Here is a 12,284-nt window from a genome sequence, read left to right as displayed (position 1 = left end):
GTCGTGCCCGCGTCGACGCACCCACGATGAGCGGGCACTTCGCGGCCTGCCACGCCCCTACCCCGCTCGTGCGAAGTGCCAACCAGCTGAGCGGAGTTCACAAGGCGGACCCCGGAAGGGGGCACATGAACGGTCTCGACTGGTCCGTGCTCATCGGCTACTTCGCCGTCATGGTGGCGATCGGTGTCTGGTCGCACAAACGCGTCGACGACGTCAGCGACTTCTTCACGGCCGGCGGCAAGATGCCGTGGTGGCTGTCCGGCATCTCGCACCACATGTCGGGATACAGCGCGGTGATGTTCACCGGCTACGCCGGCATCGCCTACACCTACGGCGTCACGTCCTTCGTGACGTGGTCGTTCCCCATCGCGCTCGGCGTCGCCATCGGCTCCAAGCTGTTCGCGCCGCGCATCAACCGGCTGCGCTCACGGCTGCACGTGGCCTCGCCGCTGGAGTACCTGAAGAACCGGTACAACCTGCCCACCCAGCAGGCGCTGGCCTGGTCCGGCATGCTGCTGAAGATCGTGGACGTGGCCGCGAAGTGGGCGGCCATCGCCACGCTCCTGTCGGTCTTCACCGGCATCACGCTCAACCAGGGCATCCTGATCACCGGCGTCATCACGGGCATCTACTGCACGATCGGCGGCCTGTGGGCGGACGCGCTGACGGAGCTGGGCCAGTTCATCATCCAGCTGCTGGCCGGTGTCGCGATGTTCGTGGCCGTCGTCATGAAGCTCGGCGACCACGGCGGCTTCTTCGGCGTCTGGGACGAACCCGCCCTCCAGGGCCACGGAAAACCGCTGGTCGGCCCGTACGGGACGGTGTTCCTGCTGGCCTTCCTCTTCATCAAGCTCTTCGAGTACAACGGCGGCATGCTCAACCAGGCCCAGCGCTACATGGCCACGGCCAACGCCCGCGAAGCGTCGCGGGGGGCGCGGCTGTCGGCGGTGCTGTGGCTGGTCTGGCCGTTGGTGCTGTTCTTCCCGATGTGGATGTCGCCGCTGCTGGTGGAGTCGCAGAAGGCGGACGGTTCCGACTCCTACGCCCTGATGACCGAGCAACTGCTGCCGCACGGGCTGCTCGGGCTGGTCATCGTCGGATTCTTCTCGCACACGATGGCCATGTGCTCCTCGGACGCGAACGCCATCGCGGCCGTGTTCACCCGTGACGTGGCGCCGGTGCTGTCGAAGCGGGCGCGCGGCTGGGGGCAGCGGTCCGGGCTGCTGGCGGCCCGGCTGACGACGGTGATCTTCCTCGGTCTTTCGATGGCGGTGGCGACGCAGGTCGACTCGCCGACGTTCAAGGACATCATCACCGTCGTGATCAAGTGGGTCGCCGGGCTGATGGGCCCGATCGCGATCCCGATGATGCTCGGTCTGCTGCGGCCCTTCCGCCGCTCCGGCCCGACGGCGGCGCTCACCAGCTGGGGACTGGGCCTGGTCGCGTTCTGGCTGGTCAACTACCCGATCAACTGGAGCGTGGACGGCGGGGTCCCCCTGGAGTACCAGGTCTCCGTCCCGCTGGCGGTCTCGCTGGTCCTGTACGTCCTGGTCGGCTACCTCAAGCCGGAGGACACCCCGGAACGGCTCGCGATCATCGAGCGCGTCAACACCGACGGGGACGACGACACCGGCGCGGCGGCCGCGATCCCGACGCCAGCGGGCGGGGTGGACGACGCGGTGGGCCGCAGCCGGGTGGGCGACTAGGCACGCCGCCCGCCAGGGGAAGGCCGCTCGGCCGGTGACCGCGGAGCGTGGTCACCGGCCGTGCGGTCAGCGCAGTTCCTGGATGCGGATCTGGTTGCCGGCCGGGTCCCGGAAGGCGCAGTCCCGGATGCCGTACGGCTGCTCGGTCGGCTCCTGGACGATCTCGGTGTTCCCGGCGCGCACCTTCTCGAAGGTGCCGTCGAGGTCCTCGGTGGCCAGGAGGATCCACCCGTAGGTGCCCTTGGCCATCATCTCGGCGATGGTGCGGCGCTCGCCGTCGGTGATGCCAGGGTCCACGGCGGGCGGCGACAGGAGCAGCGAGACGTCCGGCTGGTCGGCCGGTCCGACCGTGATCCAGCGCATCTTGCCGTTCCCGACGTCCTTGCGGACCTCGAAGCCGAGGACGTCCCGGTAGAAGGCCAGGGACGCGTCCGGGTCGTCGTGCGGGAGAACGGTGGTGTGAATGCTGATGTCCATGGCCGCCACGCTAGCCGGGGCCCACGGACCACCGCTTCTCGAAACGTGACCGCTATCCCCGCGGGTACCTGGTCAGCCAGCCGGGGGACGAGCCCGCCGGGCCGTGCAGGGCGGGGCCCTGGGTCATCTCCATGGCGAAGTCGTCGGCGAGTTCCAGCACGGTCGGGCGGCCCTCCAGTTCGGCCAGCCAGGCCGGGGGCAGCGCCGTCTCGCCGTGCAGGGCGCCGAGCAGGCCGCCGGTCAGGGCCCCGGCCGCCGCCGAGGCGCCGTCGTGATTCACCGCGAGCCGCAGCCCGTGCCGTACGTCCTCGCCGACGAGGGCGCAGTACACGGCGGCGGCGACCAGGCCCTCCGCCGTGCCCGCGCCGATCAGCTCGGTCACTCGGGCCGGGGTCGGCAGCCCCTGCCGTACGGCACCCAGCGCATGCTGCAGGGCGGTCGTGACGGGTTCGTGCCCGGGCCGGGGCACCAGCAGCGCCAGGGTCCGCTGCACGGCGGCGTCCAGGCTCTCGCCGCGCGCCAGCCCGTGCACGATCACGGCGTACGCGCCCGCCGCCAGGTAGCCGGTGGGGTGGCCGTGGGTCTGCGCCGCGCACTCCACGGCGAGCTGGGCGACCAACTGCGGCTCCCAGCCGACCAGGAGCCCGAACGGCGCCGAGCGGGCGGCGGCCTCGGGGCCGCGCTCGCCGGGGTTCTTGGGCGCCTCGGGGGTGCCCATCGTCTCGTCGCCGAGACCGAGCAGCAGCGCGCGCGGGGCGTCCCGGCGGACGTACAGCCACTCCTCGTGGGCCAGCCAGCCGTCGTCCTTGCGCCGCAGGTCGGGCCCCCAGTCGCGCTGGGTGGCGGCCCAGCGCCGGTAGGCCCGGTGCAGGTCGGTCGGCGGATGCCAGGCGCCGGTGTCGCGGCGCACCTGGGCACGGATCAGCCCGTCGACCGAGAACAGGGTGAGCTGGGTGAGGTGGGTGACGGCACCGCGCCGGCCGTGGGCGGCGGCCAGGTCGGCCAGCCCTTCGGGGCCGTGGGCCTCCCGGATCGCGTCGAGGGCGAGAGAGTCGACGGGCGAGCCGAGGGCGTCCCCGACGGCCACCCCGAGCAGCGTCCCGCGCACCCGGCTGCGGAAGTCCTGCTGTTCGGCACGCCCCCAGACGGCACCGGCTGCCCCGCCCACCTGGACCTCCCCTCGGCACTGCCCACACCACTGTCCGTACGTACGACGTCCAGCACTGTATGCGAACAGAAGTGGTCGGTCAGGGTCGGAACGGTGTGGAAACGTTCACGCGGCCGCGCACACCTCGCGGCAGCAGCGGACGAAGTCTCGGACGACGGGGTCGGCGTCGTCGGCGGGCGCCCAGGCGACCGCGACCCGGCTGGGACCGATCCCGGTGACGGGGCGGTGGGCGACGCCGGGGCGGGTGTAGAAGCGGGCCGCCGACTCGGGGGCGAGCGCGACGCCGTAGCCGTTGGCGATCGCGGTGAGCCAGTCGTCGGGCTGCTCGGTGACCGCGCCGATGCGTACGGGGTGGCCGTCGCGCTCGTCGGCGGCCAGCCAGTACTCGCGCCAGGGGCCCGTCTCGGGCGGGGCGGCCACGAAGGGCTCGTCCCACAGCTCGCGGAAGTCGATCCTCTCGCGCCCGGCCAGCGGGTGGGTCTCGGGGAGTGCCACGCAGCGGGGCTCGCTGAACAGCTCCACCACACGCAGCGCCTCCTGCCCGGGGAACGGCAGCCGCACCAGGGCGACGTCGACGTCCGAGTCGGCGAGTCCCGCGGTCGGGTTCGACCACGCGGCCTGCCGCATCTCGGCCCGCCAGTCCGGACGGCGCCGGGCGAACTCGGCGATGATCGGCTGCGTCGCCTCGTTGGCGGCGCTGGCGAGGAAGCCGACCCGCAGGATCCGGTCCGCCCGGCGCGCCGCGGACCTCGTCTCGCGCAGTGCCGCCTCCCACCCGGCGAGAAGAGCGGGCACCCGCGCCGCGAGCGCCCGGCCCGGCCCGGTGAGGGCCATGCCGCTGCGCGAGCGGGTGAAGAGGGGCCCGCCCAGTGCGGACTCCAGCTGCCGGATCTGCTTGGTCAGCGCGGGCTGGGAGACGTACAGCCGCTGAGCCGCCCGGGTCAGGCTGCCTTCCTCCGCCACGGTCGCGAAGTACCGCAGCAATCGGGTGTCGACATCCATTCCACCAGGTTATAGAAGCAGGTATTGGACGTCGCGGTGGGCTGCGGTGAGCCTGGAGGAAAGCCACTGGAAGGAAGCGAGTCCCCGTGTACACCGCCTACGTGACCGTCACCGTCGTGGCGATCGTCGCCAACGCCGGGATCGCCGTCGCGGACCTGCTGCGGGCCCCGTTCGTCCTCGCCAACTCGGCCGAGGTGGGGGTCCCCGCGTCGTGGCTCCCGTGGCTGGCCGGCCTCAAGGGGGCGGGAGCCGCCGGGCTCCTCGTCGGCCTGCTGGGTGTCCGGCCGCTCGGCATCGCGGCGGCGGTCGGCCTCGTCCTCTTCTTCGTCGGCGCGGTCGCCGCACACGTCCGCGCCCGGGTCTTCCACAACATCGCCTTCCCCCTCGGATACCTGGCGCTCGGCACCGCGGCGCTCGTCGTGGGGGTGGCCCGGTGACGGATCGGCCGCGGGACCGGGCCGGCCATTAGTGGGACAGCCGGTCGGGGGTGGAGGAAGGTACACCCCGTTTCCGCCGCCTGGCCCCATCGAGCGGGCGGCCGGTTCGCGAAAGGCTCAAGGCGTTCCGAGAGCAGCCTTGTTGAGAGGATCCCCCGTGTCCGACCGTCTTTCCACCGCCGCCTCCGCCTCCACCACCGCATCCGCCACGGCCTCCGCCTCCGTCCCCTCCAAGTCGAGGAAGCAACGCGGGCGTGTGCTGTCGGTGGTCGCCGCGCTCGCGGTCCTGGGCGGCGGCCTCGCCGTGACCGGTTCCCTGGCCTACGGCGCCCCGGACCGCGCCGGTCACCGCGACGCCGTGCGCGAGGGGGCACGGGACCTGGTCCGCGAGGACGGTTTCCCCGCCGCGCTGGTCGCCGACCAGGGACGGGACGGACGCGTCCGCGACTACACGGCGGGCACCGGCGACCTGGAGACCGGCGCGTCCGTGCCGGTCGACGGACAGGTCAGGGCGGGCAGCAACACCAAGGCCCTCACCGCGGCGGTGGTGCTCCAGCTGGTCGGCGAGGGCAAGGTGAAGCTGGACGAGCCGATCGAGACGTACCTGCCGGGTCTGGTGCGCGGCGACGGCATCGACGGCGGCCGGATCACCGTGCGGAACCTGCTCCAGCACACCAGCGGCCTGCCCGACTACGTGCAGACGCTGGGCCTGGACCCGTTCGAGGTCCGTGACACGTACTACAACCCGCGTGACCTGATCGACCTCGCCCTGAGCCAGAAGGCGGCGTTCGAGCCGGGCGCGAAGTGGCAGTACAGCAACACCAACTACGTCCTGGCGGGCCTGCTCGTCGAGAAGGTCACGGGCCGCCCCTTCGGCGAGGAGATCACCGACCGGATCATCCGCCCGCTCGGCCTGAAGGACACCTACTGGCCGGGCGTCGGCGAGCGCGGCATCCGGGGCGCCCACCCCGAGGGCTACGCCGCCGCCACCCCCGGCGCACCGCTGGAGGACATCACCCGCCTCGACCCGTCCCAGGCCTGGGCCGCCGGGCAGCTGGTCACCACCCCGCGCGACCTCAACCGCTTCTTCTCCGCCCTGCTCGGCGGCGAGGTCCTGGAGGCCGCCGAGCTGACGGAGATGCAGACCACGGTCCCGGTCACCGAGGGCGCCCCCGCGCCCGGCACCGGCTACGGCCTGGGCCTCTTCCGCACCCCTCTGTCCTGCGGCGTCGAACTGTGGGGCCACGGCGGCTCCATCCACGGCTACGAGACCTACGGCGGCGCCACGCGGGACGGCCGCGCGGCCACGGTGGCGACGACGGCCCTGTCCAGCTCGGTGGCCGCCGAACCGGCCGACATGATGGCGGCCCACCAGCACGTCTTCGACCTGGTGGACACGGCCGTCTGCGAGTAGGCGGAACGCTTCGGAGAGATCACGTTCCGGGCCCTCCCCGCTCGCCGCGCCACCGGCTTCGGGATAGTGCTGCCATGACCAACATCCCCCGCAGCACCCTTTTACTGGCCTCCACCGTGCTCACCGCGGTCCTCGCCCTCTACATCGCCCTCGTGGCCCTCGGGAACATCACCGACTTCGACAACAACCAGCAGTACGTGCGTCACGTCCTCGCGATGGACACGACGTTCAAGGACGACGACCTGATGTGGCGGGCGATCACGAGCAAGGGTCTCCAGGACACCGCGTACGTGGCGATCATCGTGTGGGAGACCGCGGCCGCGCTCGTGCTGATCTGGGCGACCTGGCTCTGGATACGCCGGCAGCACGCTCCCGCGCGGCGCTTCACCACCTACGGCACGCTCATGCTGATGCTGCTCTTCGGCGCCGGGTTCCTCGCGATCGGCGGGGAGTGGTTCGCGATGTGGCAGTCGGAGGACTGGAACGGACTGGACGCGGCGACGCGGGTGCTGCTGTTCAGCGGCGTCGTGCTGATCGTGGCGCACCTGCCGTCCGGCGAGGCGGAGGCTAGGTGACCACGGTGACCGTCGTGCCGGACGTGCCGAACTCCCAGAGCGCGTCGGCGTCCGCCTTGGGCAGCCGTATGCCGCCGGTCTTGGCACCGTCGACGGGCGGCGGCGGGGAGGAGCCGTCCACGGCGTTGGAGAAGGCGACCCAGACGCCGTCCTCCTGGGCGAAGTACATGATCTGCTCGACCCGGACCCCGTCGGAGCCCGTCGTCGGGTCCTGGCGGCGGGTGCCCACGCTGTACTTGCCGGGGTCGGGGTCGACCGTGCCCGGCCACACCTTGAAGGAGCGCCGGGTGGCGTCGCTGGCGTCGACCAGCCACACCCGGTCCTTGCCGACCGAGTAGACGACGCGCCGACCGGTGCCGGAGCCCTCCGGCACCGGGGCCGGCGCGGTCTCCTTCGGCGTGGGGTGCGCGTCCGCGGACGCCGACGGTTTCGGCTTCGTCGCCACGGCGGTGGGGTGGGGCCCCTGGTCCGCCTGCACGGCCAGCACGGTCACCGCCGCGATCGCGCCCACGGTCAGACCGGAGACCCACGCCCATGAGGGAAGTCGGGCAGGCACGGGCACGCATCTCCTCAGCTACGAGAACCCCGGCACGACACACCGGGGGCCCGATCATCGTACTGCGCGCCCGCGACCCTCAGTCCAGGACCGGCAGCAGCTCCGGCAGGTGCCCGTCCGAGTCCCGCGCCGCCCGCTGCCGCTCCTCGGGGACCGGGCCGTAGAGGGTGGTGCGCGGCTTCGCCGGGCGGCCCGCCGCGTCCGCGACCGCGATCAGGTCCTTGACCGACTTGTACGACCCGTAGGACGAGCCCGCCATGCGGGAGATCGTCTCCTCCATGAGGGTGCCGCCGATGTCGTTGGCGCCGGAGCGGAGCATCTCCGCCGCACCCTCCGTGCCCAGTTTCACCCAGCTTGTCTGGATGTTGGGGATGTGCGGGTGCAGGAGGAGGCGGGCCATCGCGGTCACCGCGCGGTTGTCCCGGAGGGTGGGTCCGGGCCGCGCGATGCCCGCCAGGTACACCGGCGCGTTGGTGTGGATGAAGGGGAGCGTCACGAACTCCGTGAAGCCGCCCGTGCGCTGCTGGATCCCGGCGAGCGTGCGCAGGTGGCCCAGCCAGTGGCGGGGCTGGTCGACGTGGCCGTACATCATCGTCGAGGAGGAGCGGATGCCCAGCTCGTGGGCCGTCTCGATCACCTCGATCCAGGTGGCCGCCGGCAGCTTGCCCTTGGTGAGGATCCAGCGGACCTCGTCGTCGAGGATCTCCGCCGCCGTGCCCGGGATCGAGTCGAGCCCCGCCTCCTTCGCCGCGGTCAGCCACTCGCGGATCGACATCCCCGTGCGGGTGGCGCCGTTGACGACCTCCATCGGCGAGAAGGCGTGCACGTGCATGCCCGGAACGCGGGCCTTCACCGCCCGCGCGATGTCGAAGTACGCCGTGCCGGGCAGGTCGGGGTGGATGCCGCCCTGCATGCAGACCTCCACCGCGCCCACCTCCCACGCCTGCTGGGCGCGGTCGGCGACCTGGTCCAGGGAGAGCGTGTAGGCGTCGGCGTCCGTGCGGCGCTGGGCGAAGGCGCAGAAACGGCAGCCGGTGTAGCAGACGTTGGTGAAGTTGATGTTGCGGGTGACGATGTACGTCACGTCGTCGCCGACCACCGACCTGCGCAGGTCGTCGGCCACCTTGCACAGGGCGTCCAGCGCCGGGCCGTCGGCGTGCAGCAGGGCGAGCGCCTCGTCGTCCGTGAGCCGCGTGGGGTCGTCGGCCGCCGTCGACAGCGCGGCCCGCACGTCGGTGTCGATGCGCTCGGGGACCATGCCGGGGGCGGCGGCCTCGCGCAGGGCGCCCCAGTCGCCGTACACCTCGTCGAAGTCGTCGCGGCGGTCCGAGGTACGGCCCTCGGTGTCGATGGTGGCGTGCAGGTCGGTGCGGCCGCTCGCGGTGAACGCCTCGTCCGGCTCCTGCCAGGCGTGCCCCTCGACCACCGCGTCCTCGCGGGCCAGCCCCGTGACCGGGTCGGCGAGCGCCGCCACGTGCGGGCGCAGGCGGGGGTCGAGCCAGGGCTCGCCGCGCCGCACGAACTCCGGGTATACGCACAGCCGTTCGCGCAGCTCGAAGCCGGCCGTCCGGGACTTCGCGGCGAGTTCGTCGATCTGCGGCCAGGGGCGCTCGGGGTTCACGTGGTCGATGGTGAGCGGGGAGACGCCGCCCCAGTCGTCGATGCCCGCGCCGATCAGCCGCTCGTACTCCGCGTCCACCAGGTTCGGCGGGGCCTGGAGGCAGGCGGAGGGGCCCATGATGTGCCGGGCGACGGCGACCGTGGCGACCAGCTCGTCCAGTTCGGCGTCCGGCATGCCGCGCATCGCCGTGTCGGGCTTGGCGCGGAAGTTCTGGATGATCAGTTCCTGGATGCCGTGGTAGGAGCGGGAGACGCGGCGCAGCGCGAAGAGCGACTCGGCCCGCTCCTCGTACGTCTCGCCGATGCCGATGAGGATGCCGGAGGTGAAGGGCACCGAGGAGCGCCCGGCGTCCTCCAGGACGCGCAGGCGTACGGCGGGCTCCTTGTCGGGCGAGCCGTGGTGCGGGCCGCCGGGCTCGGACCACAGGCGGGTCGCGGTGGTCTCCAGCATCATGCCCATGGAGGGTGCGACGGGCTTGAGCCGCTGGAAGTCCGTCCAGGTCATGACGCCGGGGTTGAGGTGCGGGAGGAGGCCCGTCTCCTCCAGGATGCGGATCGAGATGGCGCGGACGTAGGCGATCGTGTCGTCGTAGCCGTGCGCGTCCAGCCACTCCCGGGCCTCCGGCCAGCGGTCCTCGGGCTTGTCGCCGAGGGTGATGAGGGCTTCCTTGCAGCCGAGGGCGGCGCCCTTGCGCGCGATGTCGAGCACCTCGTCCGGGGACATGAACATCCCGTGGCCCGCCCGGCGCAGCTTGCCGGGGACGGTGACGAAGGTGCAGTAGTGGCACTTGTCCCGGCACAGCCGGGTCAGCGGAACGAAGACGCTCTTGGAGTACGTGATGACGCCGGGCCGCCCGGCGGCCGCCAGGCCCGCGTCCCGGACCCGGGCGGCGGACGCGGTGAGGGCGTCGAGGTGCGCGCCGCGCGCCTGGAGCAGCACGGCGGCCTCGGCCGCGTCGAGGGCGACGCCGTCCCGGGCGCGTTTGAGGGCGCGACGCATGGAGTTCTCGGTGGGCCCTGCGGGGTCGGCGGGTCCGGTTCCGGAGGTCGCGGAAGTCGTCATCCTTCGAGCATACGAGCGGCGTGATCAGCACGGCTGTCCCGTCCCGGTGACCCACCGCGCGGTTTCCGGTCCTCCATCCGCCTCCCCCCTTCCCTTGCCCCGCAGTTCACGGCTCAATACGAGGGTTGCACGCACCAACCCCTGCACCACCCATGCCATGTCATCGACGACACCTGGGGAGCAGCAGCATGTGCGAGGACAACCACGGGCACGACCACGAGCAGGAGCACGAGCACGACCGGACCGGGATCGGCAGACGCGCGGTGTTCGTGACGGGAGCCGCCGCCGCGCTTACGTTGTCGACCGTGAGCTTCGCTTCAGCGGCGGGCGGTACGGGCCCGCGGACCAGGACCGTGCGCGGCACCCTGCCGCCCGGCTCCCCCGACTTCGTGTACGTCCCGGTCGAAGTCCCCCGGGGAGTGCGCGAGATCCACGTCGCCTACACCTACGACCGTCCCACCGTCCCGGCCGGCACCCAGGGCAACGCGCTCGACATCGGCCTCTTCGACGAACGCGGCACCGACCTGGGCGGCCGGGGCTTCCGCGGCTGGTCGGGCGGGGCGCGCACCGAGTTCTTCGTCCGCGCGGACGCCGCCACGCCGGGCTACGTCCCGGGGCCGGTGCGCGCGGGTACCTGGCACATCGCGCTCGGCCCGTACACGGTGGCCCCCGAGGGGCTGTCCTACGAGCTCACGGTCACGCTGACCCACGGCGAGCAGGACGAGGCGCCGCGGCCGGTGTACCCGCCCGAGCGGGCCAGGGGGCGGGGCCGGGCCTGGTACCGGGGCGACTGCCACCTGCACTCCGAGTACTCCGACGGCCGCTACACCCTCGCCGAGATCGCGGAGCTGGCGCGGGCGGCGGGCCTGGACTTCATCAACTCCTCCGAGCACAACACGCACTCCGCGCACGCGCACTGGGCCGAGCACGCCGGGGACGACCTGCTGATCATGCTGGGCGAAGAGGTGACGACCCGCAACGGCCACGTCGTCGCCCTCGGCACCGATCCCGGCACCTTCGTCGACTGGCGCTACCGGGCCCGCGACAACCGCTTCGGCCGGTTCGCCCGGCAGATCCGCCGGGCCGGCGGCCTGGTCGTGCCGGCCCACCCGCACGCCACCTGCATCGGCTGCAACTGGAAGTTCGGGTTCGGGGAGGCGGACGCGGTCGAGGTGTGGAACGGCGCCTACACGCCCGACGACGAGGTGGCGCTGGCCGACTGGGACGGCATGCTGGTCGCCTCGGCGCGCGACGGGCGGCGGGACTGGCTCCCGGCGATGGGCAGCAGCGACTCGCACCGCTCCCCCGACGTGATCGGCCGCCCGCAGACCGTCGTCCTCGCCGACGACCTGACCCGCGAGGCGATCCAGGAGGGCATCCGGGCGGGCCGGTCGTACGTGGCCGAGTCGTCGAAGGTGTCCCTGTCCCTCACCGCGTCCGGCGGCCGGGGCGAACACGCCGGGATCGGCGAGCGGCTGCGCGTCGCGGACGACACCCCGGTCACCGTCCGCCTGGAGGTGACGGGCGCCCCGCGCTGCACGGTGCGCCTCGTCACGGACCAGGGCGTGCTGTTCACCGGCGATCCGCTGCCGGTGTCCGGCGCGGGCACGGTGGAGTGGCGCACGACCGCCTCGTACGCGGCCTACGTACGGGCGGAGGTGCGGCACGAGGCGGCGGCGGGCCCGCTGCCGGGGGCGCTGGCGGCGTTCACCAATCCCGTCTTCCTGGGGAGTTAGTCTCCAAAGGGCCACCGGGCTCCGGGACCGACCGCGGAGCCCCCGAGCGAGACGGAGCGCGGACCCACGATGCCGAACCCGCCGAACCCCGAACGGAAGTACCGGACCGTCACGGCCTTCCAGCGCAGGCTGAACGCCGTCGTGCGCCGGCTGCCCGGCCAGACCCTGCTGGAGACCACCGGCCGCGTCTCCGGTCTCCCCCGCCGCACACCGGTGGGCGGCCGCTGGGAGGGCGACTCCTTCTGGCTGGTCTCGGAGTTCGGCGAGCGCTCGCAGTACGTCCGCAACATCCGGGCCGACCCGCGGGTGCGGGTGCGCATCCGGGGCCGCTGGCACCCGGGGACGGCCCACCTCCTGCCCGACGACGACCCGCTCGCCCGCCTGCGCCGCCTCCCCCGCTTCAACAGCATGGCGGTGCGGGCGATGGGCGTCGGGACGGGGCTGCTCACGGTACGGGTGGAGTTGGAGGGGCAAGGGTAAAGAACCTGATGAAGAACCTGTGATCGGCGTCTCCCACGGCTGACGTGGTC

General features: G+C 72.6%; 11 protein-coding genes. 6 read left to right on the top strand and 5 right to left on the bottom strand.

All coding sequences use genetic code 11. The features are described from left to right. Positions 1-125 precede the first annotated feature (125 nt). Complete coding sequence (locus tag ACH4D3_RS14780; RefSeq protein WP_398321573.1) at positions 126-1,706, top strand: sodium:solute symporter family protein; 1,581 nt, start codon at positions 126-128, stop codon at positions 1,704-1,706. Between the two features lie 66 nt (positions 1,707-1,772). Here ACH4D3_RS14780 and ACH4D3_RS14775 read toward each other — a convergent pair whose 3' ends face one another. The 3 genes from ACH4D3_RS14775 to ACH4D3_RS14765 all read right to left on the bottom strand — a co-directional run bounded on the left by ACH4D3_RS14775 (position 1,773) and on the right by ACH4D3_RS14765 (position 4,353). Then, complete coding sequence (locus ACH4D3_RS14775; RefSeq protein ID WP_003974546.1) at positions 1,773-2,183, bottom strand: VOC family protein; 411 nt, start codon at positions 2,181-2,183, stop codon at positions 1,773-1,775. Between the two features lie 52 nt (positions 2,184-2,235). Beyond that, positions 2,236-3,351 (bottom strand): ADP-ribosylglycohydrolase family protein, encoded by a 1,116-nt coding sequence (locus ACH4D3_RS14770; protein ID WP_398321570.1) that lies wholly within the window; start codon positions 3,349-3,351, stop codon positions 2,236-2,238. Positions 3,352-3,456: 105 nt separating this feature from the next. Next, positions 3,457-4,353, bottom strand: a complete 897-nt coding sequence (locus tag ACH4D3_RS14765; RefSeq protein WP_398321567.1) for a LysR family transcriptional regulator — start codon at positions 4,351-4,353, stop codon at positions 3,457-3,459. Between the two features lie 86 nt (positions 4,354-4,439). On the opposite strand from ACH4D3_RS14765, the gene ACH4D3_RS14760 reads away from it, so the two are divergent. The 3 genes from ACH4D3_RS14760 (at position 4,440) to ACH4D3_RS14750 (ending at position 6,779) form a co-directional block, all read left to right on the top strand. Then, a complete protein-coding gene (locus ACH4D3_RS14760) occupies positions 4,440-4,790 on the top strand; it encodes a DoxX family protein (protein ID WP_398321565.1) in 351 nt (116 codons plus the stop codon). A gap of 259 nt (positions 4,791-5,049) precedes the next feature. Next, the gene (locus tag ACH4D3_RS14755; protein WP_398322732.1) at positions 5,050-6,204 is read left to right on the top strand and encodes a serine hydrolase domain-containing protein; all 1,155 of its coding nucleotides are present in this window, start codon (positions 5,050-5,052) and stop codon (positions 6,202-6,204) included. A gap of 74 nt (positions 6,205-6,278) precedes the next feature. Next, positions 6,279-6,779: a DUF2165 domain-containing protein gene (locus ACH4D3_RS14750; RefSeq protein WP_398321562.1), complete on the top strand. Its 501-nt coding sequence runs from the start codon at positions 6,279-6,281 to the stop codon at positions 6,777-6,779. Here the strand turns inward: ACH4D3_RS14750 and ACH4D3_RS14745 are convergent. Together ACH4D3_RS14745 and ACH4D3_RS14740 are read right to left on the bottom strand one after the other, a co-directional pair. Further along, entirely contained in the window at positions 6,772-7,335 is a 564-nt protein-coding gene (locus tag ACH4D3_RS14745) for a hypothetical protein (protein ID WP_398321559.1), read from the bottom strand. The genes ACH4D3_RS14750 and ACH4D3_RS14745 overlap by 8 nt on opposite strands. 79 nt (positions 7,336-7,414) lie before the next feature. Continuing rightward, the gene (locus ACH4D3_RS14740) at positions 7,415-10,018 is read right to left on the bottom strand and encodes a bifunctional FO biosynthesis protein CofGH (protein WP_398321556.1); all 2,604 of its coding nucleotides are present in this window, start codon (positions 10,016-10,018) and stop codon (positions 7,415-7,417) included. A 188-nt stretch (positions 10,019-10,206) separates the two neighbouring features. Here ACH4D3_RS14740 and ACH4D3_RS14735 point away from each other — a divergent pair, with 188 nt between their 5' ends. Together ACH4D3_RS14735 and ACH4D3_RS14730 are read left to right on the top strand one after the other, a co-directional pair. After that, the gene (locus ACH4D3_RS14735) at positions 10,207-11,754 is read left to right on the top strand and encodes a CehA/McbA family metallohydrolase (RefSeq protein ID WP_398321553.1); all 1,548 of its coding nucleotides are present in this window, start codon (positions 10,207-10,209) and stop codon (positions 11,752-11,754) included. Between the two features lie 69 nt (positions 11,755-11,823). Then, positions 11,824-12,234 carry a nitroreductase family deazaflavin-dependent oxidoreductase gene (locus ACH4D3_RS14730; RefSeq protein WP_398321550.1) on the top strand — a complete coding sequence of 137 codons (411 nt, stop codon included), beginning with the start codon at positions 11,824-11,826 and terminating at the stop codon, positions 12,232-12,234. The last annotated feature ends 50 nt before the right edge of the window (positions 12,235-12,284 follow it).

The organism is Streptomyces sp. NPDC018026 (assembly GCF_044327745.1).
Lineage (GTDB): Bacteria > Actinomycetota > Actinomycetes > Streptomycetales > Streptomycetaceae > Streptomyces > Streptomyces rubrogriseus.
This window is presented reverse-complemented; position numbering and strand designations above follow the sequence as displayed.